The organism is Exiguobacterium sp. SRB7LM, assembly GCF_015712685.1.
Lineage (GTDB): Bacteria > Bacillota > Bacilli > Exiguobacteriales > Exiguobacteriaceae > Exiguobacterium > Exiguobacterium profundum.
On the sequence record NZ_VWVR01000006.1, the window covers coordinates 1,648,172 to 1,672,919 of the forward strand.

A 24,748-nucleotide genomic window follows, 5' to 3' on the forward strand; every position below is an offset into this window, starting at 1 on the left:
TCGTTTTGCAGGATTTTTATCGCCTGACCCGAATTCGGAAGTATGATGAAGGAAAAAAAGGAGGTGCCGGATGGGCCAACCCCGTTTTGCAAAAATTCCATACCGTACCTACACGATGGTGCTCGCGATTGCTTGTCTCATCGGTGTCCTGTTGTTTGGACTTGGCACGAGTTTTTATTGGCATGAAAAACAAGAAGCCATCGACCAGACGATTACGAATTTGAATCAAGCGGCAGACCTAGCTGGTGTCGAAGCATACGTCTCTCTGTTCGAGGCGGCGACCCGGTATGAGGAGCAGTCGAATCAGACGACATCCTTCCTCTCCACACCGTACAAAGAACGGGCACTCCAATACAATGAGCGTTTATTGAACGACTTTGAGGACGGTGTGAACGAACGGGAACGGGAGACGCTCCAGACGTTCTCAAATGAGTTGAATCAAATTCTCGAGGCAGAACAGTTCGAGGCGGTCCCAACCGATGTCATCAGTTCCATCAATCGACGATGGCTATATCAAGCACTCGAGCAAACGAATCAATCGAATGCGGCATACGAACTGACTGATGCCATCATGCGAATGCAATCGATTCTTATGCGGAATCGTGAAGCCCTCTTCCGTAACCCGATTGATGCGGATCAACTCACAAACACCGTGGACATGATTGTCGGCGAAGCAAAACTTGTTCAAACCATCATCGAATCGAATGAGACACTGCAGTCGAAAGCGGTCATCGACGTGGCGGAAAGCGGGCAATCCTTTGCGAATATGGCGAATCGCGAGGCGTCTCTAGAAGCTCGTTACGTCAATTCAACGAATGTCTACGAGGACGCCTATGGTGCCCTTCGTTCCATCCGTTCGAGTTCTGAGACGATGCTTCAAGAAGAAAGTAAGCATTATCAAGTCTTAGCCACCACTTCATTCGTGGTGACGTTGCTCTTATCTCTCGGACTCTTATTCCTGCTCTACTATACACGCAATCGTTACAATCACGATTTGGCGCATCTCAAGGCACGCGCACTCGCCATCGACCCGAGCCTAGAACCTGTCGAAGCGATGTTTCCGAAAACACATGATTTCCGAGGGATCGAGGACGAGTTACGCGAGATTGCCACGAGTGTCCATTCGACCGTTCATGAACTTGAAAATCGTTCGCAAGATCTCGTGCGCTATCATGAACGCTGGTCGTCCCTCTTCTCTGAGACGGGACTCGCCATCGCACTGATGGATGACTCGTATAATTTAATTGAGCGCAACGAGATGTTCCGACAGTTTTTCGGTGATCGGAACTTATATGAGATTAATCAATTGTTCACCGAGACGGGTCGCCGTTTGTTCGAGCAAGCGCTCGAAGGTGTGACTGAACATGGGACGAGTGCCCAGTTCATCATTCATCTGAAAGGGGAACACCTCCGTTATCTGAATGTGAAACTGACGCCGCTCAAGCGTGAGGAAAAGTTGACGTATTACCTCATCGTCGAAGATGAGACAGACCGGGTCGAACGGGAACGGAAGGTCGACCGTCTCGTCCGTTTCGACTTGGCGACCAATCTCTATAACGAATACGGTTTTATTCGCAAGTGGGAAAAGCAAGAGATTGACGGTGCATTTGTCCTTATCCGGATTCATGACTATCATCATCTCGTCGATTGGTACGACCCAGCGTATGCCGATCTGCTCATGATTGAGTTTGCGCGAGCCGTCGAGTCCCGTCTTTCGAAATATGCCCAACATCTCTTCGGTCGATACCGAGACGACACGTTTATGCTGTATGTCAAAGGCTTCTCGTACGAGGATGAGCACGAGCTGTTGGAGCTCTTCCCGACAGAAGTGACAATCAACCATAAACGTCAAAATGTGCATATTCAAATCGGGGCAACTGAGACGGAATCGACTTACAACGATTGTCTGTTCAAGGCAATGAAGGCGTTACAGCACGCCAAAGAGACACGTACCCCTTCGGTTTGGTATGACTCGGAAATTTTAGCCCAGATGCAACTCGCCGCACTGATTGAACAAGCGCTTCCGGACGCCATCCGAAAAGGAGAATTGACGGTCGCGTATCAACCGCAAGTCGAATTGAAAACCGGTCGCGTCGTCGGCGCGGAAGTACTCGCTCGTTGGACACATCCTGACATCGGAGTCATCCCACCGAACGAGTTCATTCGCATCGCGGAACGCTCCGATCAAATCTTATGGCTCTCACATAATATTCTCGATCAGACAATTGCCCAGCTCGTCGCATGGCAAGGGACTTCATTTGAAGACATCTCCTTGTCGTTCAACTTGTCGGCCCATTCGGTCGACCCTTCCATCGTGGCGAAGCTCCGGGATTCAATTGAGGTATACCCGTGGCTACCTGACCGATTGAAGATTGAATTGACCGAGTCCTCGGACATCATGTCGTATGCGAGTGAACTCGAAAGATTAGAAGACATCTCCGACCTCGGCTATTGCCTATCAATCGACGACTTCGGGACCGGATACGCCTCATTCGAAGCGATTTGGCACCTACCGATTCAAGAAGTGAAAATTGACCGGATGTATGTGAGTGGAAAGGCGAAAGAAAGTACTTCCTTCTTACGTGCCGTTTCTCGCTTCGCGAACGAGCAACAGCTGACCGCTCTCGCCGAAGGGATTGAGACCGAAAGCGACCTGTCCCGCATGCTTCGTGAAGGGGTCGAACTCGGACAGGGCTTCTACTTCTCACCCGCCCTGGACGCAGCCTCATTCGAATCATGGGTCAACAAAAAGGGACACTCGCATTGAGTGTCCCTTTTTTCAGCGTGAACGAATGTCCTCATATAACTGTCTCGTTTCTTTAACCGAAGACTGATTGAGATAGATTGTTTTTTCTGACCAATCGAGTCGAATCACCGGCTCGACATTACGGTCGATAAAGAGGAGCACATCCTCCCCTGCTTCCGTCCGAAAATGTCCGGTCAGACGTGTTCCCGTATCTGCTCCGTTCGTTCGACGCGCGATATCCGGCAATGTCGTCCATGTCACGTCTTCCACTTCATCAAACGGGACCTCACGACCATAACTGCCTTCAATCACGATCGCTTCATCCGTCACGGTCACCTCAGTCGGTTGACTGAACCAAAACATGAGAGCCGGCACGCCGACGAGTAAGACGACAGAGACGATGATGATCGGAATGAGACGTTTTTTCCCATCTGGTCTCAAGCGCCCCGCTCCATCGTAGATGTTACCGTCATAGCGCTGCATCCGCCAGAGCATCCCGACAATGAATACCATCAGGACGAGAAAGAACGGTTCGAGCGGGACGTTCCAACCAGACAGTTCGATGAGTGCAATGATGAGAAAAAGCGCACCAATCCCGTAACACATCCAGGCAATCAGTCGCGCCACTTTTTTGATGTCGACCCGCTCCTGTTTCTCTTTCGACATCGTATTGTATCCAGAGATCAAGTGATACCAACCGAGCCGGTCAACCGCGAAGCCTAACGCGATGACGATTCCTGCTGCTAGAATGAGAATCCACATATGCCTCGCCTCCTCTCCTTTCTATACGTCATGACTGCTACAAAAGATTCACGTCTCGCAAAAACAGGACCGCCTATATGAGCGGTCCTGAACAGTTTTAGTTTGAAGTCGGTGTGTTCGACGGACGTTGCATCCGTCCGATTCCTTCGTATGACACATCGCCCGGATCGCGTGCGAACTTCCATGCGTTTCGTGCATCGATCAATCGACGCTGGCGCATGCCATTGAAAGCATCCGGTGCCAAGTTCACGATTTCATCCCATTCTGTGACGAGAATGGCATAATCGGCTCCCTTCAGCGCCTCTTCGACCGTCGTCGCTTGCGGATAGTCCCACGTCGCAATCGGGTCATACCCGATGACGTCCACGTTACGGGCCACCATGTGGTGGGCGAGGAGAATCGATGGGGCATCACGCATATCGTCCGTTCCCGGTTTGAATGCCAAACCAAGGATAGCCACGCGCATGTTCGGTTCAACGTTCAATTTCGAGAGCACGTACTCGATTTGCGTCTCATTCACTTTCGCCGCCGCCCGAATGACACGTAGGTCGATCTCGTTTTCACTCGCGACGTGCAGGAGTGCGTTCATGTCTTTCGGGAAGCATGAACCTCCGTACCCGATGCCCGCGTTCAAGAACGAACGCCCGATTCGCGGATCGAGTCCCATCCCGTCCGCAATCGTCGAAATGTCAGCACCAGCTTGATCGGCTAGACGCGACAAGTCGTTCATGAAGCTGATTTTCGTGGCCAAAAAGGCGTTCGAGGCGTATTTGATGAGTTCTGCATTGATCGGTGTCGTACAGATGAGCGGAACGCCAAGTCGTCCGTAGATTCCCGCCAACTCTTCTGCGACTTCGAGGTTTACACACCCGATGACGACACGGTGTGGTTTCATGACGTCTGCGAGCGCGCGTCCTTCTTGTAAAAATTCAGGTACGATCGCAAACGTATGAGAGGGATACATGATGTTCAGTAAATCGGTCGTGCCGGGTGGGACCGAGCTACGAATGACGATTTTATGCTTCGTGTTCAGTTCCGACAAGACTGCTTCGATATAAGATAAGTCACAGCTTCCATCAGACTTGCTCGGTGTCCCGACCGCAAGAATCAAATAGTCGACCTGCTCCGTATCCGCGATTCGGCTTGTTAGGGTGATCTGGTCGGCGTGCTCTTGCAACACCTCTGCCATGCCTGGTTCATGGAATGGCGGGTGTCCACTCATGAGAAGACGTAGCTTCTCTTCGTCCGCTTCAACCCCGATGACGTGATGACCGGCTTTTGCCAAACCACAAAGTGTAGCCAATCCAACGTATCCTAAACCAATAATTCCAAATTTCACATCAGTTCCTCCTTCAATCATCTTTTATAAGCGTACCGAAACACGCCGAAGAAGTGAAGCTTCTAACACTCTCTCGATGTTCTTTGCTATAATGAGTCAAAATGATGGGTGAAAGGACAAACCGCATGGGCTTAATCGCTTTCTTCTTAGTGACATTGTTCGTTTATTTTTGGCTTCCGGTCCGGGGGGGACTGAAAACCTTTTTGCTAGTCTTGATCATGGTGAGCGGATGGCTCTCCATTTTTGAACTCGTCTCGATTCTCGAAGCCCGTCCATGGGTCATCGCGCCAATCCTGATCATCGTTGGATCGGTGATTTGGAAGGTACAACGCGACCGGAAACGAGAGCTCAAGAAAAGTGTTTGACCTCGGTCAGGCGCTTTTTCTTTTTGTCGTATTCGATAAAGCTTATCAGTTTCCTGCATTCATCAAAAAATCCTCGTACGATGGACGAGGATCAGCTTCGGTTTGTATTTAACTTTCTTATTCTAAAATACGAGAGAGATGCGTTTCATAATATACTCTCCATGACGAGCACATCATCGATTCGTTCGAGCTCGCTGAAGCCGTGTCGCATGTAGAAGGCAATCGCCCGTTCGTTCATTGCCTCGACGTGCAAGTGAATCTTCCGTTTGTTCGTCTTAACCGCTTCTTCGCATAACGCTTCCAGTAAGGAGTGCCCACTACCGGACGGCGCTTCCGGCAACACGCAAATATGGCTGATGAAGACGATGTCCGTATCCATGTAAGCTGCGATTAGCCCGACGAGACGCCCGTCGTTCCAAATTTCATACGATGTCGCCCGTTCGTAGAGCTTCAAAGCGTATGGCTCTAGCGCTACCCGCTCCGACAGCTTGGTCGGGAACAGATGATCACACGCCTCAAGATGCGCCACATAGTCAGAAACCGTCCCTTGGTCGCGAGTCATCATACATCCTCCAAGACAGCGACGCCAAACCCATGTCGCCCAAACTCGTTCCCGTTATAGAGAAGATAGTGCCGACCGTCCCACTCGAAGACGTGCGGGTAACATTCCATGTCCGCATCCCATCCGTCAGAACTTCGCTCGAATCCGAGTGCCGCATCATCACGCGTCCAGTCCAACAGATTTTCCGAATAGGCGTAACCTAATCGATATCCGCGTAACGGATCGGTCCGAAAGCCAAAGGTGTCTCGAAAACAAAAAATCATATGGTAGCGTCCGTCCGCTTCGAACACGGTCGGAAGCGCCTGACTCTCGTCCGCGATCATATCCGAAACGATTCTTCCGTGACGCTTGAACATCTGTCCATCTTCTGACGTGGCGAGCGCAATCTTATAGGTCCGTTCCTGGACACCATCCGGACCCTCTTTCCATGTCGTCCCGTAAATGTAATACATATAGTATTGTTCCCGTGTGACGACAAAGGGGTCGCCGACGAGAAACGGTTCCTCGATGCTCGCTGATAATACCGGTCCGTCGCCGAGCCGTTCGAACGTCTCTCCCTCATCCCGACTGACAGAGAGACCAATCCCCGTTTCGACAGCTACTGAGTCTCGACGGCTCCAGCCACTCGTATAGCCATAAAGCCCATCACGCGTCCGCGTGACGTGAAATGGGAAGATCCCGTGTTCGTCGAACGTCCCCCGTTTTCCAAGTGGGATGATTTCATCTGTGGACACGTCGATGACGTTGAAATCACGTGTCATGTCCACATATCGGACGTGGCTTTTGAACATGTCACCGTCCGGTTCACGGGTCGAGAAATAGATGCGCACAAAATCTTCGAAGACGAGCGCCTGAGGGGATTGGGCGAACGAGGAATACTCCCCGAAAAATCCATACGGCGCCGGGTCAAAGATGTGTCCGAGTTTCTTCCACTTCATCTCGCTCCCTCCTTGCGCTCCGCGATGCCGAACCCTTCTCGTCCGACTTCATTCCCTAAATAGAGTAAATAACGTTTCCCGTTCAACGTGAACGTGTGGGGGTAGGCGACCATCTCGTCATCGAATCCCGATTCTGTCCGCGAGAATCTCATGACCGAATCGTCACGCGTCCAATGGAGGAAATCCGGAGAAGAGGCATACCCGATTCGATAAGTCCGCTCTGGATTTTTCCGATAATCGGTCGCATCTCGGTAACAGAAAAACATATGATAGCGCCCATCCTCATAAAAGACGTCCGGACTAGCCTGCGCTTCATTCGGAAGTACGCTTTCGATTAAATCGCGTCCCGCCTTCACCCACGTGACCCCGTCCTTCGACGTGGCCAGCCGAATCTTATACACCGGTTCAGGACGTTCGCCATCCATGACCCACTCTCGTCCGGCGATATAGAACAAGACCCACGTGTCATGGAAGCGCCGAATCTTCGGACCGCTCAAGATGAACGGTTCATCGAGTGTATACGATAAAATCGGTCCTGGACCGACACGCTCAAACGAACGTCCGCCGTCTCGACTGATGGCTTTTCCGATATTCACATTAAACGGAACGGACACTGTACGCGTCCAGCCCCCGTAATAGGCGTGCACCTCTTCCCCAACCTCAATCGCCGAGAACGGATAGACACCAAACTCGTCGAACGTCCCACGTGCACCGAGCTCCAGTATCGGTCGTTCACTCACCCGAAGAATCGAGAAATCCTCTTTTGCGACATCCACATACCCGCTGTGACTGACGTATCGTCCATCGATCGGTTTCGGTCGACAGCTGAAGTAGATTCGTAAATAGGTATCGCGTTCCAACACACAAGGTCCTTGTGCGAACGCATCCATCCAGTCGAGTGATGCGTCTCGTTGAGGGCTGAAGAAAAGACGTCGATTGGTCCATTCAAATGATGTGTTCAACGTGTTCGTCCCCTTTCCCCTAATCATTGCGGCATCTATCTCGCCCCATTAGACGAGCGTATAGGCATCGAGTAGTTCACGCACTTTCGTCTTCGAATTGAACATCAAGACATCGATGATGGACAAGTTGGGCGTGAATGGATGACCAAATTGAGCATATTCCACCGCATCCATCCTGATAAAATCAAGCGGCACCCCAGATTCCGCGAAACGCTGTTTGTCATAAAGTTCCTGCCCTCCAATCGCATTGATGTAATGCGAGGTACGCAAATGATGACAAATCTCGAGTACCAATTGTTCACACTTCAGCGATTTGTCGTAGTCGAGCGAGGAGGCGACCAATAACTCCGTATCCATCTCGAGATAGTCCCGTACTTCCGTCAATAACGTTTCTAGATAAGTGGCGACATTGCGTTCCCCGTTTTTGATGATTCGTTCCACCATCGGCATGACGTCGACATAACTTGGTGCGTGCTGATACGCATGATGCAATAAGCGCAGTTGATAGGCCTCATGAACCGGATCGAGAATCCGCTCATGCTCACGGATTGTACGATGCTGTGTCATATGATCGATTTTCAGATGGATCGGTTTGATGTTTCCTTCGACCAAAATGCGGTTTCGATGAATCCATCCTCGTTTCGTAAATTGCACATGGTCCAAAATGACAAACTGGTCCACCGCGTTCATCAATTGAATATATCCGAGGTATGGGAAGTAATAAGGCTGCATGATTCCTAATTTCATTTGAGCCACCTTCCTTATCCCAGCTGGAACGAGCGCATGCGAATCAACCACTCCATCAAATGCGGATGTCGTACCATCAAATAGGGACGTAGCCGCTCTCTCCCGACGAAACGCTCCACATATCGGTCATACCGAGGGGACTTCAGCGCTTGAAAATCACGTCGGAGACGATGCAAGCCGACCTCGAACGATAAGCGAGAGATTTCGATTTCTTGATGAAATCTGCCATCTGTATAGGAATCGAACGCATCCATCATTCGGATGAATGCTTCCACCCGCTCGATATCGCGCTCCCTGTTTCGTTGACGCCATTTGGTGGTGACCGACCCGGACACACCGAATCGATATACGCTCATCACCTCAGGCATGTAGTAGGCGTAACCTTGGCTTGCGACGTGAAGTTTGAGCGCGCCATCGAATGCGGGCGTATCGCCGATCCAATCCAACAGATGGTCTGTCAGTCCATTTCGGTACAGCATGGACATCGTCGGAATGAAGCCGAGTAGCTGTAACTCCCCGGCATGATAGGTCCGCGACTCCGTCGAGGCATACTTTCTATTTTCAGGCATCCACGGGATGACGCGCCATCCTGTATGGAGTGTGTCGTCCGTTTCGACATACGCATCATGAAAACAGAGCGTACAGTCCGGATGGGCTTCCATATAGTCGACTTGTTTCTGCAACTTTTGCGGGTCGGTCCAATAGTCATCCCCGTCACAAAGCGCGATGTACTTGCCACGCGCCCTCTCTTCGTTCAACAGATTCACCAGCACACCTTGAGAATATTGGTTTTCCATTTGATAGATGACCCGAATGAGATTTGGATGCTGCTCTTCATACTTACGCACGATGTCTGCCGTCCGATCCGTTGAGGCATCCTCATGAATGAGAATTTCAAATTCAAAATCTGTTTCCTGCATCAAAAACCCTTCAATCGTTTTGGCGATGTACGGTTCGTGGTTATACGTGATGCAGTCGATGCTGACCATCACCATGTCGATTCCCTCCTTTCCTAAGATGATAGAACGGCTCCGATTTAGGAAGAGTACATGTCTTGATAATAGGTTTTGTACGCTCCCGAGACGATGCGTTCGACCCATTCCGGATGTGACCGATACCATTCAATCGTCTCTTCGATTCCATGTTCAAAACTGTAGCGTGGCATCCACCCTAATTCGTCTTTCATTTTCGTCGCGTCAATCGCATAACGACGGTCGTGACCAGGGCGATCCGTCACGAATTGGATGCGGTCATCGGGTAAGTCAAAAGCCTGTAAAATCGTTCGGACGAGCTCGAGGTTCGTCTTCTCGTTATGTCCGCCGATGTTATAGACTTCTCCGACCTGTCCCTTTTGCCGAACGAGATCGATCGCTTCACAGTGGTCCTGTACATGTAACCAATCTCGGATATGTCCTCCGTCCCCATATACTGGGAGTAGTTGATCGGTCATACAATGGTGCACCATGAGCGGAATCAGTTTCTCAGGAAACTGGTACGGACCGTAATTGTTGCTGCAACGGGTGATCTTAATCGGTAAGCCGTACGTCTCATGATAGGAACGAACGAGCAAATCAGACCCGGCCTTCGAGGCGGAATATGGACTGTTCGGGGAAAGTGGCGTCTCTTCAGTAAAGAATCCCGTCTCCCCGAGCGACCCGTACACCTCATCCGTCGAGACATGGACGAAACAGACGTCATCTCGGTATTCTCGACTGTATTTATCGTCCGGATACCGTTTCCAATGTCGCATGGCCGCGTCGAGCAACACTTGTGTGCCCAGGATATTTGTCGAGAGGAACAACTCCGGCTCAAGGATACTTCGGTCGACATGTGATTCCGCCGCAAAATGCACGACTTCGTCAATCTCAAAGAGAGAGAACAGTTCATCAATCGCCGAACGGTTGCGGATGTCTACTTTCCGAAACACGTAGAGCGGGTCGTGCTCGAACGCTTGGACGTTCTCTAAATTGCCGGCATAGGTCAACGCGTCGACGTTAAGGATGCGTGACGTTGGATGTTTGTCCCGAAAGTGTTTTATGAAATTTGAACCGATGAACCCGGCTCCGCCAGTCACTAGGATCGTATGCATTGGTCTGTTCTCCTTCCTCTAGAAGCGATATCAAATACTGTCCGTAATCAGTCATCTTGAGCGTCTGACCGATGTCGGCCAATTGCTCTCGCGTGATGAACCCACGACGCCACGCAATCTCCTCCAAACAAGCGATGTAATAACCTTGTCGTTCCTGCACCGTCTGTACGAAGATGGAGGCTTTGATCATCCCCTCTGGCGTCCCGGTATCGAGCCAAGCCATCCCGCGACCGAACAAGACGACGTTCAACTCGCCTCGTTCCAAATACATCTGATTGATCGACGTGATCTCAAGCTCACCGCGCGGGGACGGCTTCACTTGTTTCGCGAACTCGACGACCTGATTGTCATAAAAGTAGAGCCCCGGTACCGCATAATTGGATTTGGGGACCGCCGGTTTCTCTTCGATGGACAAGACACGACGGTCCGCATCGAACTCGACGACACCGAATGCCCGTGGGTCCTTTACCGGATACCCGAACACCGTCGCGCCTGACTGCCGCTCTTTCGCATCCTGTAAAAAGCGCGTCAAGTTCGGACCATAGAAGACGTTATCCCCTAAGATGAGGCAAACCGAGTCGTCCCCGATGAACGATTCTCCTAAGATGAAAGCATCCGCGAGACCGACCGGACGCTCTTGTACTTGGTACGTAATCGAGATTCCGAGTTGATGTCCGTCACCGAACAGTCGCTCATACCCGGAGATGTCTTTCGGGGTCGAGATCAATAAAATCTCTTTGATGCCGGCGAGCATCAACACCGACATCGGATAATAGATGAGGGGCTTGTCGTAGATCGGCAATAGCTGTTTCGAGACTGCTTTCGTCATCGGGTAGAGACGTGTCCCGTTCCCACCCGCTAGAATGATCCCTTTCATCGTTCATTCCCTCCTTCAAGGATTACGTCACAAATGCGGTCAACCATCTCCATTGTCATGTCCGGATACAGAGGTAACGTGATCACCCGATCTGAGACGTACGTGGCGTTCGGTACAGATGCGTCGAATGCGTAGCAGGAAAAATCGGTCACGAGCGGATAGAAGTACTTCCGGGCGAGAATTCCATGCTGCGCTAAGTATGCCATCATGTCATCGCGTGCCGCTTTCCCTGGCATGACGAGAACCGGATAGTACGCATAGTTGGACTCGGTTCGTTCATTCCGAAGGTTCAAGCGAAGAAACGAAGCGTCCCTTAAACGGGTGTCGTATCGCTCGACCAGACGTTTCCGTTTTTCAATGTCGGTATCGATCCGTGGGAGGTTGCACCGTCCCATCGCCGCCTGAAACTCATTCATCTTGGCGTTACCCCCAACCGATTCGACGGATTCTGGTCCAGTGATCCCAAAGTTGACGGCTTGATGAATCGCCTCGACGTAACGGGCATCCCGGAACGTGAGCGCCCCACCTTCAATCGTGTGAAACACTTTTGTCGCATGAAAGCTGAACATCGTCAGATCGCCGAACGTCGAGACATCGCGCCCGTCGTGACGGACACCGAACGCATGCGCTGCATCGTAGAGGACGTGGAGTCCATGGCGTTTTGCGAGTTGTTCAATCGCCTCCACGTCACATACGTTTCCATACACATGAACGGGGAGGATGGCCGTCGTCCGTTCCGTGATCAGTGCCTCGATTTTGTCGACGTCAATCGTATAGTCGACGGGGTTGATGTCACAGAAAATAGGGGTGATTTGTTTTCGGATGAGGGCGTGTGTCGTCGAGGCGAACGTGAACGGCGTCGTGATGACCTCACCCGTCAACCCGAGCACGTCAATCGCCGTTTCGAGGGCCAGATGACCGTTCGTCAATAAAGAGACGTGCGGGACGTCGAGACGCTGCTCTAACTCTTCTTCTAATGCCCGCACATGCTCGCCACGGTTGCTCAAGTGACGCGATTCCCAAAGGGGACGAATCATTTCGATATACGTATCAAAATCCGGCATACTCGGTCGCGTGACGGGAATGACGGCATCTGCTTCTACATTTGAACCATTCATGGTGAAATCGCCCCTTTTCCTTTCGTTTAAGCGAATGCTCGGTTTCGTACGTTAATCAGCCACTCCGTTAAATGCGGCTGCTTGATCATCAAGTAAGGTCGGATTCGATCGATTCCGACGAATCGATCCAGATACGCGTCATACCGAGTGGAACGTAACGCATCATACTCTCCTTTCAATCGGTGGAGCCCCACTTCAAAAGAGATTCGTGATAACTCTAAATTCTGATGGTATTTCCCGTCGGTATAGGCATCAAATAAGTTGATAAAATGAATGAACTCCTCATGTCGCTTCACGTCACGTTCGACATTCCCCTCGTTCCAAATGGTCGTCGCCGACCCTTCGACCTCGTAGCGATAAACACTCATCACTTCCGACATGTAGTAGGCGTATCCCCTGCTCGTGATATACAAGCGAATCGATGCATCTCTCGCCGGCGTCTCCTCGAGCCATCGCGGGGCGTCACGGAAATCATTCACATACATCATGGACATCGCGGGAACGAACCCGAGTAACTGCAACTCTCCGGCGTCATACGTACGAGGCACGGAAGAGGCGAGCTTTCGATTTTCCGGCATCCATGGGATGACGCGCCAATTCGAGTGGAGCTTCCCGTCTGTCTCGACATACGCATCGTGGAAACAAAGCGTACAGTCTGGATTAGCTTCCATGTAGTCGACTTGTTTTTGCAGTTTGTATGGGTCGGTCCAATAATCGTCTCCGTCACATACTGCGATGTATTTGCCTCGCGCTCGCTCCTCGTTCATTCGACCGATGAACACACCTTTTGAATATTGGTTCTCCGTCTGATAGATGACATTAAACTTTTCAGGATACTTCTGTTCATATTTCCGGATGATGTCTGCCGTCCGATCCGTTGAGGCGTCATCATGGATGAGAATCTCGACATCGAAGTTCGTACGCTGTGACAAAAAGCCTTCAATCGCCTGAGCGATGTATTTCTCGTGATTGTATGTGATGCAGTTGATGCTCACCATGACCATGATGAACCCCTCCTTTATGAGACTTCCGCGTCTTGTGCGACAGTGGCTGGATAGGTGTCCGGTTGACTCGCGTCGAACGGCTCGTTCACCCACATCACCGTCACTAAATCTTTCACGCCCGTGTTTTCGATATGATGGACGTAACCTGACGGAATTTCGATAACTTCAAGCTGTTCTTCACTGACATGGAACGAGATGATCTGATCTTGGTCCATCAACCGGAGCCGAATCACGCCTTCACCGCTGACGACGATGAACTGTTCATGTTTCGACTCATGCCAGTGTTCCCCTTTTGTGATTCCAGGTTTAGCCACGTTGACGGAGACTTGACCACGGTCAGGCGTCTTGAACAGTTCTGTGAACGACCCCCGCACGTCCTGATGCATCAAGAGAGGCGTGACCATCCGTTCTTTCGGCAAGTAACTTAAGTACGTGCTGTACAGCTTTTTCGTAAAGGGATCCGATACATCCGGTACCCCTCTAGCCATACGGACCGCTTCGAACGATTCAATCATTCGGGCGAGGTCGAATAATGTGATTTGGTGCGTCAGGACATCTGGATCGGCGCTTTCTGTTTTACGCAGCGCCTCTACAAATGATGCGACGACGTCATCAACATGGGCGAGCGTCAACACGTGATCTGGATGTGTGATCGTGACGTCCTCTCCTCGTGCAATCTGATAACAAAACGTCGTGACCGCACTGTTATAGAAAGGTCGCCCCCATTTGCCGAACAAGTTCGGGAGCCGATAAATGTGAACCGGTGCCCCACTCCGTTGACCGTAAAGCCGCAAGATGTCCTCCGCTTCTCGTTTACTGTTTCCGTAAGGATTGTCTTGAGTCGCTTGAATCGACGAGGCGAAAAAGACCGGGACCTGATTATAGGACAGCAATTCGATTGCAATCGCCTCGGTCAAGTCGACGTTTCCAGTCGTGTATTCTTCGACTCGTTCAGGACGGTTCACTCCGGCTACATGATAGACGGCGTCGGCTCGACGTAGATAGTAGCTTCGTTCCACGGATGATGTCGAACGGGTGATTGGGAGGACTAGATGCCCATCCCGCTCTAAGGCGTGGACGAGGTGTCTGCCTAAAAAACCGTTCGCACCGGTGACGACGATGTCCATGATTCTCCCTCCGTTTCTTCGGTTGACTGGATGTGTAAGGTCAGCCATCGCTCGGGATGTTCAACGAGTCGAAGCATCGTCTCAACGTCTTCAAACTCTAGAATCAAACTACCGAGTGCTTGATTTGCCCCTTCGAAGCGTGGGACCACATCTCCGACGTTGTAATAGATATTCGCTTGTCGAATCGTATATGCGTCCTCATCGAAATGGACACCCATGAACTGACCCTTTTCTTGACTACCGATGATGAAATAGGCGGACGGTACGGTCACTGGTTTCATCTCGAGCATCAACGGCATCCCGAGTGCGACATCAATCGTCGCCTGGACCAAGTCGACGCCTGTCGCTTGTTCGATGATTTGTGGGATATAATTTCCTCCGTTCCGTGGACCGAGATCCATCAGATAGACGTCTTCTCCTTTGATGAAGATATCGAAATTGAACGCCCCTTGTTTGAAGCCGACTTCAGTCAACATGCGTTGCAACGTCTCATGTACCTGTTCGAGCACGTGAGGTGGATGAACACTCGGAAAACTCGCACTAATCGGAGCATACGGGTTGATTCCGTTCACATTGAAATGTCCGTTTCCGAAACAACGAAATACTAACTCTCCATCGACGACAAACCCATCACCGCCGATTTGATAGCCGTCTCGCGTGATGAACTCCTCCACGACCACTTCCTGATTGAACGACATCGCAAAGGCCGCTCGGAGATGGTGACGAAGCTGCTCGTCGGTCCCATTTTTACGACTCCACTTGCTGATCCCTTTACTCCCTGAGGCGTCGGCCGGTTTGATGATATATTCACCTGCTCGCTCGCGTAACGTGTCGACCGCCGTTTCCAGTTCGGTGAACGCAAAGGCTTCCGGTACGGCAAAGTCATGTCGCTGTAGGAATGTCCGAAACTTCGCTTTATTCGTCAACGTTTCGACCGTTTCAAGCGAGTTCGTCACTAAACCGAGCGCTTCTCCGACATAGGCGGCCGTTCGCGCCGCCGGGTCGGAGGCATAGGCGACAATCCCATCGATGCCTTCTTCTCTCGCGATGGTGAGGACTGCCTCCCGATCAAGGGTGCTCGTACAGTAATAACGGTCGGCCACGAGTCGGCCAGGATTATCTGGTAGGTAGTCACAAAGTACGGTGAATATCCCTTGTTGTTTCGCTTTTTGGATGATGGGAACTTGATGCATCGCGCCCCCGAGCAACATCAGCTTCAGCATGGTGAGAATCTCCTTTGCGGTAAAGTGGTTGGAGTAAATCGGCGTAGATGGCAGCAGTACTGGCGTTCAGTCGCGGTGTCACGAGTTCTTTCGATTGTTGTCCGTGAGCTTTCAATTTTTCAGGATGTTCCAGATACCGCTTGAGCTCGATTACGAGTGACGCCACCGTCGGTTCGCATTTGTAACAGTTAATGCCTTCGTGCAGATGTCTCTCAACGTTGTTGACGTCATGGCTGACAACAATCCCCATCCCGGACGCGCAGGCTTCAATGATGCTGATGTTCCCGTTCGAATAGGTCGCCGGTAATACGAGGATGTCTGAACTCCGGTAAACGAGATTCAATCCGTCCCACGACTCGATTTCGTCAAGGAACGTGACGTCCGCCAACTGCTCGTCCTCGATATATCGCCGACACGCATCTGCGAGGTGTCCGTCGCGATTGAGCGACATGGAAAGGTTCGGATATTCTTCTTTCAAGATTCGATACGCCTCCAAGGCGACGAGTGGTTGATAACGTTCGATTAAGCGATTGGCAAACAACAGATGAATCGGGTCATTTGTTCCTTTCTGACGCAATGGGTGCGACATATGCGTCTCGATATCAATCGGATAGGGTGCCGAGACGACTCGTTCGGAAGGGAAGCCTAGTTCCTTGATAAATTGATCGCGTGCGACGTTTCCCATTCCAAAAATCAAATCGGCCCGCTTGAACAGTCGATGAATCCGTGTGGTCTTGTGCAAGCCGTTTTCTCTTGTCAATAACGTCGATTCTCCACTCGTCTCACCTCGTACGCTTCGAATCGGTTCACTCATGACGACGACGCGCACCCCGAACAGTTTGACGATTTGTAAGAGCAAGGCATGAAACGGGGTAAAGCCGGCTAGTAGCAAGATATGCGGTCGAAACCGGATGAGTTGGACAAACACATCGAGTGACAGATAGTTCGTCTTTTTCGAGAAATAGGATCCTCTCAAGATGCGACAGCGTTTACCAAGTGGGATGACCCACCAATCAGGACGTTGATCCGTGATTTGTCTATAAAACCAAAACTCAGTATCAAAATATTTATGGAGCGCGTCAGCGAATTTGACTTGATACGGGGAAGCCATATTGGATAAGAAGACGATTCGTTGTCTGGTCATCACACTCACCCGATTCGTTTCGCGGAAGCGGGAATTGTCCATTTCGCGAGTTCTTCCTGGATGTAAGGTAACGTCAACAAGAGTTCCTTCACTTCCTCCACATCGAGCTGTCTCGTATTGTTCGAGTTGTACTCGCCTTGAGCAGTCAGCTCCTGGCTGCCTTCACTGAAATACTTCTCGTAGTTCAAGTCACGATTATCGGCCGGGACGCGGAAGAAGCCACCCATGTCCTCGGAGACGACTTTCTCTTCCCGGGTCATCAACGTCTCGAACGCTTTCTCGCCGTGGCGAGTCCCGATGACTTTGATGGGAAGATCGACCCCGAACAGTTGTTTCACAGCTTCCGCGAGCACACCGATCGTCGAGGCAGGTGATTTTTGGACCATGATGTCACCGGCATGCGCATGATGGAATGCGAAGACGACGAGTTCGACCGCATCGGCCAAGCTCATCAAGAAACGCGTCATGAGCGGATCGGTCACGGTGAGCGGCTCCCCTTTTTTAATTTGCTCGACGAATAATGGGATGACCGATCCGCGTGATGCCATCACGTTCCCGTAACGGGTCCCGCAGATCAGCGTCCGGTCTGGTCCGACCGCACGGGCCTTGGCGACGAAGACTTTTTCCATCATCGCTTTGGAGATTCCCATCGCATTGATCGGGTAGGCCGCCTTATCCGTCGAAAGACAGATGACCTTCTCCACACCCGCTTCGATGGCGGCGTTCAAGACGTTTTCCGTACCGAGAATATTCGTCTTCACCGCTTCGATTGGGAAAAACTCACATGAGGGAACTTGCTTTAGCGCCGCCGCGTGAAAGACGTAATCGACGCCGTACATGGCATTTTTGACACTGTTCGGGTCCCGTACATCGCCAATGTAGAATTTTAACTTGTCATGATGATAGCGATTGCGAATGTCTTCTTGTTTCTTCTCATCCCGTGAAAAGATGCGAATCTCTTTGATGTTCGTATCGAGGAATCGCTCCATCACGGCATTGCCGAACGATCCCGTCCCACCTGTGATGAGCAATGTTTTGTTGGAAAACATAAGAAGGCTCCTTTCGTAGCTGTCTAGTCTCAGATGTAGGAAGAGCGGTATGTCATCATTTACCCGGTTGGTCTCACTTAAATTGGTAACTTAATGGAAACCGTTATCATTTTTTCGCAACATGCATCATCTTCTTTTCTTCAGACGTCGGGCTGGGTGGAGGCGCCCCTTCCACGATTCCTTCCCGGAGTAAGACGTTCCGAACGGTCAAGGCGATACAGCGCAGATCGAACCAAAAGCTCATCTGGCGAACGTAGTCCCCGTCGAGTTTCGCCTTCACCTCAATCGGAAGCTCATCGCGCCCCTTCACCTGTGCCCATCCGGTCAGACCCGGTAACGCTTCTGTCGCTCCCACTTTTCGACGAGCCTCGACCAAGTCGTCCTGGTTCCACAGTGCGGGTCTCGGTCCGACGATGGCCATCTCGCCTTTTAAAATATTTACGAGCTGTGGCAATTCATCAAGACTCGTCTTGCGAAGAAACGCCCCGACGCGCGTGATATGTTTCGTGGAGTCGTTAAACAGATGTGTCGGGACATCGTTCGGGGTGTCTTGATGCATCGTCCGGAACTTATACATCCAAAAACGTGTCTCCCGTAATCCGATGCGCTCCTGTTTGAAAAAGACGGGACCCCTCGAATCGATTTTGATCAAGAGGGCGATGAGGAGCAGGAACGGTGCGAGAAGAAGGAGCGCGACTCCGCTGAGCGTCCCGTCAAAAACTCGTTTGAACGTCATATAGTCCATGGCTCACACCTCTTTCTTCTCGGTCGACACCGTATGTTGCTTCCACACTTCTCGCATCACATAGTCCGTGTAGGACAACAAGATGCGGAGCACTTTATCGGAGACGTTCGGCATGGCGTAATCGTTCACGAGTCGCATCGGACCTTCCGTCTCTTCTAAGATTCGAAGCGCCTGAAGCACTCGCTCCCGCTTCAATCCGACCATCATTGCCGCCCCTTCCTCCATCGCCTCCGGACGCTCATGCGCCTGACGGATGTTCAACCCTTTGATCCCAAGAATCGAGCTCTCTTCACTGATCGTACCGCTGTCCGACAACACGGCCTTCGCATGGAGTTGCAGGTGGACGTAGTCACTGAAGCCGAGCGGCTTGAGGGTACGAATGTTTGGATGGAGACGCACCCCACTCTCACGAATGCGTTTTGCCGTCCGGGGATGGGTGCTGACGATGAGGGGGAGCTGGTACGTGGTCGCGACCGCATTGAGCGTGTCGACCAGATCGAAAAAGTTCTCGTCATCACTGATGTTTTCATCGCGATGGGCCGATACGACGAAATAGGCATCTCGCTCCAAGTCGAGCCGTTCGAGCACGTCTGACCGCTCAATCTTCTTCCGTTGACGATGGAGCACTTCGTACATCGGGCTCCCCGTCTTGATGATGCGGTCCGCCGGTAACCCTTCACGAAGCAGATACTCGCGTGCGATGTCACTATAGGTCAGATTGATGTCGGCGATATGGTCGACGATGCGACGATTCGTCTCCTCCGGGACCCGTTCGTCAAAACAGCGATTTCCCGCCTCCATATGGAAGATGGGAATGTGATGACGTTTTACGGCGATGGCTGCGAGACAGCTGTTCGTGTCCCCGAGTAGCAAGACCGCGTCCGGACGCTCGGATGCGAGCACGGGATCGATGGCGATGAGGATATTGCCGATCGTCGCCATCGGACCATCCGCCGAGGCGTCTAACACATAATCCGGTGTCCGCAGGCCAAAGTCTTCAAAGAAAATCTGATTCAATTCGTAATCATAGTTTTGTCCCGTATGAACGAGCACATGATCGATTGCCTCGGAGGCTTCGAGACGTGCCATCACGGCGGACAATCGAATGATTTCGGGTCTAGTACCAACAATCGTCATGACCTTGAGTCGTTTCATCTTGTTCCCTCCTAGGATGTGTGGTGAATGGATAGGATGCGTAGTTTCAATTGAGCGAACACTTGGCGGAACATGGCTTTCTCCGTCTCATCAAATGCGAGTCCCCACATGATGATGGTGTATATGCTGATGAGCACGATTCCCTTCAAGCCGAAGCCGAACCAGTTCGAGGACGGGAAGAAGAACTGAATTCCCCAGCCGATGAGCGTGTACAGGAGAATACCGGGCAAGAGTTTCAGATGGCATTTGCGGAAAAAGCCAAGAATGTCGAGACCGAGGACCCGATGATAAATCACGTTCATATAGAAGACGAGACCGACGATGTTGCCGATGCAAATGGCGATGGCTGCACCGATCGGACCAAAGTGTGGAATCAACAGTGGCGAGAGCGTCATACTGATGGCGGCCACGATGAGGGCTGCGAACGCCCGATACTTCACCTTGTTCTCGGCAATGAGTGTCGTGTTGCCGATGTCTTGCGTCAACGTGATCACACTCGGTGCAATCAAGAGAAGCGCGATGACGTAGGAGTCGGTGAAGTCTGGTCCGACCCATAGGTGCATGAACTCTCGACCGAGGATGAAGAACGAAGCGAGAATGAGTCCGACGATATACAGTTGAATTCGACCGATGCGGACGAAGAGGTACCCGATGGCCTCACGATCGTTTCGGGACAACATCCGACTGACCTTCGGAAGGAACAAGTAACCGAGCGAGGCCGCGATGGTCCAGACATACCCTTCGATGACCATCCCGACGGAAAAGAGGGCGATCGAGGCACTGCCTGCTAGAATCCCTAGTAAACTCGGGGTGATATTCAACACGAAGCGTTGAGCGACGAGCGTGATCGTGCTCCAGGACGTGAAACTAAAGATGTCCCGATATATCCCTTTCTCTCGATTCTGAAAGTTGGCACGGACGAGAGTCTTGCGCCGAATGAAGACGTATTCGATGAGTAGGACAATCGTGCCGACCAACGCATTGACGATGACAAGGGCGTACAACCCATAGCCGAGAAGAAGCGCGGTGACCATCAAAGCGACCGTCCCGACCTTCTCAGCGAGATGCAGGGCACTCGAGAAGAGGAATTGTTCATGGGATACAAGAATGCCAGAGAATGGTTTCGTCGGGAACGAGACGACGATGAACAGTCCTGCGATGACATAGAGCACTTTCAACTGTTCGAGTTCGGTCGCCGTCAAACTCGAGTAAATCGAGTCCAAGAAAAAGTAGACGACGATGAGGATGAGGAAGAGGACGAGTGAGATGGCGATGAACAGTTTATAGGCGATGCCTAAAAATCGTCCTGCCCGCTCGTGGTCCCCCTCCGCCATATACTTGCTCATGAATCGTGAGACGGCCGCATCGAGCCCGAAGTCCATCGCGAACATACTGATGAGAGAGATGGTCAGCATATACAACCCATAACTCGCCTGCCCGATTTCATGAATCATCCACGGTGTATAGATGAGACCGGATAAGATGCCGAAAAAGATCTGTGTGTAGGACATGACCGCTCCAATCTTGATTTTGCGGTTACTGGCTGCCTCGTCTAGCGTCATGCGTGTCGACATATGCTTCACCTCCTCGTTTTACCAAAAGAACGAATACACCGGCGCTTCGCGAATAAACAAGAGACCGAGCAACATAACTGCCGAGTAATAGACGACGAGTCGTTCCCGCCGCTCGAACGTGCCGACAATCTCCGGAATCATCAACAACAGGAAGAGTGAGAAGTATTGGACGAGCCGCATCATGGACGGGTTTAAGAACGTCAACGGCAAGAGACAGGCGGCGAGTAACAACGCGTTGAAGAAATGAATGGCGGATGGATTGTTCGCTAAAATTTGATCTTTTCGCCATAGTGCCACGAAGAGAACAGAGAGCAACATCAGACTGAAGTTGACCGCGCCGGCCCCTTCCATGGCGCTGTAGGTCTCATAGCCAGACACTTGAACGAGCAGATCGAAGAATGAATTCCGGAAGACGAACAATCCGATGACGACTCCGAACATGGTCATCAAATACGCTTTGGTCAGTTGCTTGTTCGCTAAAAAGTAGAACGGGACGAAGATGAGCGAGGATTTATGAATCGTCATGGCGATGCAAACGAGCAGAAGGAACCAGCCCAACTTCCGTGCCCGCACGAAATGGTATCCGACGAGCACGACGAGCGCGGTCGCCACTGTTTGACGTAAGCCGGTGACGGCGAAGAATTCATAGAAGAGGACCGAAAAGAGCAGGAAACTGATGAGCGGTTCGCTCGAGTATTTGTAGATGAAATAGCCGAGTGGAATCATGAAAATCATCGCGATGAGCACGAGATACACTTGATAGTCCGTAATCACATACTGGATGAGACGTTGGAACAGGTAGAAACCCGGGTCCTCGCTCTCCGTGAAGACGATTTCAAAGAAGCGGTCGGTGAACGCACCGAGCGGTAACGTTTGCGACTGAAGGAAGAGTGCCTTGTACTGCGCGGTATCTGCCCCGACGGTGACGTCTCGGAAGCCTGACAAGACGATCCATTGAATCGTGGCGAAAGATACGAACCAAGCACGGCGACTCGGAATCTCGTGACGGATCAACAACAGTCCCCAACCGACCAACAGCGCCATATTGACTAAATAGATCGTCATCTCAACCCCTCCTTTCTAGCGATAAATCAGATTGGTCATCCCTCGATATAGAGACAGCAGGTTTGAAAATAGGATACCGTTCCAGCGAAGCCACCGATATTCCAGCGGTCCAAAGTAACGATTCACATCATGTGTCGTTAAGTACTGTTCCCGTACGTCCGCCGCATTTTCTTTAAACGTGTGCTTCAGAATGATGGCGGTCAATTCCTCTTCGTTATCACGCACCTCGACGTCCTGGAGTAGCCGCTTCAGATAGCGATTCGATTCCATCGTGGCTCGATGTGCGATTTTTTTCGTCTGTTGCTCGCCGTGAATCCGTGAATAGACGAGCGGCTCACGCATCACGTAATAGTCGAACCCATCGAGCGCCAACTCGACCCAGCAGATCCAGTCTTGAATGAAGCGGTCCTCTAACGAAAAACGCCGATGTTCGAAAGCTCGTCGCGGAATCAAGAGCGCGCATCCGTTCAAAGTCGAGGACAACAGCAAGTGACGGAACATGTCCTGACTCGAATAGAATCCGCTCACTTTCCGTTGCACCCGTCGGATTGCCTCCCCATTTTCGTCAATGAACGCCGTCCCTGTGACGACGATTGTCTGGTTCGTCGGGAGATGTTGTTCGTGCAATGCGGCGAGCTGTCGTTCGATTTTTGTTGGTGCGTACACGTCATCGTGACTGAGCCAGGAGAAATAGTCTCCGTTCATCTCTTCAATCCCACGATTCAACGCACTCGAGACGCCCCCATTCTCCTTTTCCACGTAGCGAATTCTCTTGCCGTAACTTGTCGCAATCGCCGCCGTTTTCCCGTCATCAGTCGAGCCGTCGTTGACGACGATCACTTCAATCGAAGGATGCGTCTGGGCCAAGGCGCTGTCGATACATGTCCGTAAATAATCGCTCCCGTTATAGACGGGGATGATGATGGATACGAGTGGTGTCATAAAGCGTTCCTCACTTTCTCGGTTTGCAGCTCCTCATACACGTGCAGGTAGTCCTCCGCCCGGTCGAATAAGTCGAACCGTTGACGCGCTTCGTTCGCACAAGCGATTCGTGAGATTGAGGCGTGACGGAGACGATCAAGTCCGTCCATCACATCTTCGACCGATCGCGTGGCGACGACGACACCGGTCCGTTCTGTCACAAGTTCCGGACTGGCCGTGGAATTGAGGACGAGAACTGGCGTGCCACAGGCCAGTGCCTCTGCCGTCACGTTTCCAAATGATTCTTCCTCTGACAGGTTCAACAAGACGTCTGCCGCGGCATAGTAAGAAGCCAATTCGCTCGGGTCATGTGTCTCCTGAATGTGAAGCACATTCGCCGGCAGGTCATGTTGTTCAGACATCTGTCCGACTAAGACGATTTGGTCGGACGGTCTGGCCGTGGCCAACTCCATGAAGGCAGACAATCCTTTCGCCTCCGTCCAATGGCTCGCCACACCGAGAAGAATGTGCTGTCCCGTCAACCCGAGGCGTGCCCGAAGTGGGGCTACCTCTTTCGGTGTGAACGTCTCCAAATCGACCCAGTTGTAGATGCGACGAATGATGGAGGCATGTTGCAGAATCGAGAAGTGGGCTTCCATCGTGATCCAATCCGACACTCCCACTACTGCCAAGCGTGGAATGGCGTCGTACCATTGGCGCTTGTCCGCCAACATCTCGCCGGTCCGGTCTAAAAACCAGCTCGGGATGTCTTCTTTCAAGAGTGGGCACTGTCCACATCCATCCTTCCAGCGCGCACACCCGACCGTCGTGTAGTGGGTACATTTCCCGGTGAATAGCCAGCAGTCGTGAAGCGTCATGACTGTGGCAATGTCGTGCTTCGCCAAATACTCAAACAACGTCTGGAGATGAAGGTAATTGGCGTGAAGATTATGAAGATGAACCACGTCCGGCCGAAAGCTGTCCATGAAGGCAATCAAATCAGCCGTCGACCGTTTGGATGTGTACCCTTGGCGCCCCGTCACGCGGGCGTGGAGCGCATGTCGCTTCGTTTCCCACGCCTGTCCGACCACCACACTCGTCTCGGTCACTGGTCCGGTCGCATGGGCGATTCGGACGTTGTGTCCGTAAGAGGCATGAACGGATGTGAGCTCTTTACACATCCGACCGGTGCTTTTCACTTCGTTGATGGCATTGATGTGTAGAATATTCATGTCC

Annotated in this window: 23 protein-coding genes; 2 read left to right on the forward strand and 21 right to left on the reverse strand. The window is 51.6% G+C overall.

Annotation, left to right across the window (positions count from 1 at the left end):
* Positions 1-70 precede the first annotated feature (70 nt).
* A complete protein-coding gene (locus F3H97_RS09190) occupies positions 71-2,767 on the forward strand; it encodes an EAL domain-containing protein (RefSeq protein ID WP_196431171.1) in 2,697 nt (898 codons plus the stop codon).
* A 12-nt stretch (positions 2,768-2,779) separates the two neighbouring features.
* Here the strand turns inward: F3H97_RS09190 and F3H97_RS09195 are convergent, their stop codons facing one another.
* On the reverse strand, positions 2,780-3,508 hold the full coding sequence (locus tag F3H97_RS09195) for a DUF3784 domain-containing protein (RefSeq protein ID WP_196431172.1): 729 nt from the start codon (positions 3,506-3,508) through the stop codon (positions 2,780-2,782).
* 97 nt (positions 3,509-3,605) lie between these two features.
* A complete protein-coding gene (locus F3H97_RS09200) occupies positions 3,606-4,847 on the reverse strand; it encodes a UDP-glucose dehydrogenase family protein (RefSeq protein ID WP_196431173.1) in 1,242 nt (413 codons plus the stop codon).
* A gap of 104 nt (positions 4,848-4,951) precedes the next feature.
* Here F3H97_RS09200 and F3H97_RS09205 point away from each other — a divergent pair, with 104 nt between their 5' ends.
* Positions 4,952-5,212, forward strand: coding sequence for a hypothetical protein (locus F3H97_RS09205; protein WP_031422447.1), 261 nt, complete (start codon positions 4,952-4,954; stop codon positions 5,210-5,212).
* Positions 5,213-5,357: 145 nt separating this feature from the next.
* Here the strand turns inward: F3H97_RS09205 and F3H97_RS09210 are convergent, their stop codons facing one another.
* The 19 genes from F3H97_RS09210 to F3H97_RS09300 form a co-directional block, all read right to left on the reverse strand.
* Positions 5,358-5,774 carry a GNAT family N-acetyltransferase gene (locus F3H97_RS09210; protein WP_196431174.1) on the reverse strand — a complete coding sequence of 139 codons (417 nt, stop codon included), beginning with the start codon at positions 5,772-5,774 and terminating at the stop codon, positions 5,358-5,360.
* Positions 5,774-6,712: a glycoside hydrolase family protein gene (locus F3H97_RS09215; RefSeq protein WP_196431175.1), complete on the reverse strand. Its 939-nt coding sequence runs from the start codon at positions 6,710-6,712 to the stop codon at positions 5,774-5,776. The genes F3H97_RS09210 and F3H97_RS09215 overlap by 1 nt, the downstream gene beginning before the upstream one ends.
* Positions 6,709-7,674, reverse strand: a complete 966-nt coding sequence (locus F3H97_RS09220; protein ID WP_230872838.1) for a glycoside hydrolase family protein — start codon at positions 7,672-7,674, stop codon at positions 6,709-6,711. Before F3H97_RS09220 ends, F3H97_RS09215 begins: the two co-directional genes overlap by 4 nt.
* Positions 7,675-7,722: 48 nt before the next feature.
* On the reverse strand, positions 7,723-8,421 hold the full coding sequence (locus tag F3H97_RS09225; RefSeq protein ID WP_196431177.1) for a WbqC family protein: 699 nt from the start codon (positions 8,419-8,421) through the stop codon (positions 7,723-7,725).
* Between the two features lie 14 nt (positions 8,422-8,435).
* Complete coding sequence (locus F3H97_RS09230) at positions 8,436-9,416, reverse strand: glycosyltransferase (RefSeq protein ID WP_196431178.1); 981 nt, start codon at positions 9,414-9,416, stop codon at positions 8,436-8,438.
* A 41-nt stretch (positions 9,417-9,457) separates the two neighbouring features.
* Entirely contained in the window at positions 9,458-10,510 is a 1,053-nt protein-coding gene (rfbB, locus tag F3H97_RS09235; protein WP_196431179.1) for a dTDP-glucose 4,6-dehydratase, read from the reverse strand.
* A complete protein-coding gene (gene rfbA, locus F3H97_RS09240; protein ID WP_196431180.1) occupies positions 10,416-11,387 on the reverse strand; it encodes a glucose-1-phosphate thymidylyltransferase RfbA in 972 nt (323 codons plus the stop codon). Before rfbA ends, rfbB begins: the two co-directional genes overlap by 95 nt.
* The gene (locus F3H97_RS09245; RefSeq protein ID WP_196431181.1) at positions 11,384-12,505 is read right to left on the reverse strand and encodes a DegT/DnrJ/EryC1/StrS family aminotransferase; all 1,122 of its coding nucleotides are present in this window, start codon (positions 12,503-12,505) and stop codon (positions 11,384-11,386) included. The genes rfbA and F3H97_RS09245 overlap by 4 nt, the downstream gene beginning before the upstream one ends.
* Before the next feature lie 26 nt (positions 12,506-12,531).
* The gene (locus F3H97_RS09250; RefSeq protein ID WP_196431182.1) at positions 12,532-13,509 is read right to left on the reverse strand and encodes a glycosyltransferase family 2 protein; all 978 of its coding nucleotides are present in this window, start codon (positions 13,507-13,509) and stop codon (positions 12,532-12,534) included.
* Positions 13,510-13,523: 14 nt separating this feature from the next.
* On the reverse strand, positions 13,524-14,636 hold the full coding sequence (locus F3H97_RS09255; RefSeq protein WP_196431183.1) for a polysaccharide biosynthesis C-terminal domain-containing protein: 1,113 nt from the start codon (positions 14,634-14,636) through the stop codon (positions 13,524-13,526).
* Positions 14,600-15,859 carry an ATP-grasp domain-containing protein gene (locus tag F3H97_RS09260; protein ID WP_230872839.1) on the reverse strand — a complete coding sequence of 420 codons (1,260 nt, stop codon included), beginning with the start codon at positions 15,857-15,859 and terminating at the stop codon, positions 14,600-14,602. The genes F3H97_RS09255 and F3H97_RS09260 overlap by 37 nt, the downstream gene beginning before the upstream one ends.
* A complete protein-coding gene (locus F3H97_RS09265; protein WP_230872840.1) occupies positions 15,768-17,003 on the reverse strand; it encodes a glycosyltransferase family 4 protein in 1,236 nt (411 codons plus the stop codon). Before F3H97_RS09265 ends, F3H97_RS09260 begins: the two co-directional genes overlap by 92 nt.
* 5 nt (positions 17,004-17,008) lie before the next feature.
* Entirely contained in the window at positions 17,009-18,052 is a 1,044-nt protein-coding gene (locus tag F3H97_RS09270) for a polysaccharide biosynthesis protein (protein WP_159562892.1), read from the reverse strand.
* 106 nt (positions 18,053-18,158) lie between these two features.
* Positions 18,159-18,797, reverse strand: a complete 639-nt coding sequence (locus tag F3H97_RS09275) for a sugar transferase (protein WP_196431185.1) — start codon at positions 18,795-18,797, stop codon at positions 18,159-18,161.
* 3 nt (positions 18,798-18,800) lie between these two features.
* Entirely contained in the window at positions 18,801-19,952 is a 1,152-nt protein-coding gene (gene wecB / locus F3H97_RS09280) for a non-hydrolyzing UDP-N-acetylglucosamine 2-epimerase (protein ID WP_196431186.1), read from the reverse strand.
* Positions 19,953-19,963: 11 nt separating this feature from the next.
* Positions 19,964-21,526 carry an oligosaccharide flippase family protein gene (locus F3H97_RS09285; RefSeq protein WP_196431187.1) on the reverse strand — a complete coding sequence of 521 codons (1,563 nt, stop codon included), beginning with the start codon at positions 21,524-21,526 and terminating at the stop codon, positions 19,964-19,966.
* Between the two features lie 18 nt (positions 21,527-21,544).
* Positions 21,545-22,591, reverse strand: a complete 1,047-nt coding sequence (locus F3H97_RS09290) for an EpsG family protein (protein ID WP_196431188.1) — start codon at positions 22,589-22,591, stop codon at positions 21,545-21,547.
* A gap of 15 nt (positions 22,592-22,606) precedes the next feature.
* A complete protein-coding gene (locus tag F3H97_RS09295; protein ID WP_196431189.1) occupies positions 22,607-23,533 on the reverse strand; it encodes a glycosyltransferase family 2 protein in 927 nt (308 codons plus the stop codon).
* Positions 23,530-24,744, reverse strand: coding sequence for a glycosyltransferase (locus F3H97_RS09300; protein ID WP_196431190.1), 1,215 nt, complete (start codon positions 24,742-24,744; stop codon positions 23,530-23,532). Before F3H97_RS09300 ends, F3H97_RS09295 begins: the two co-directional genes overlap by 4 nt.
* Positions 24,745-24,748: the final 4 nt, after the last annotated feature.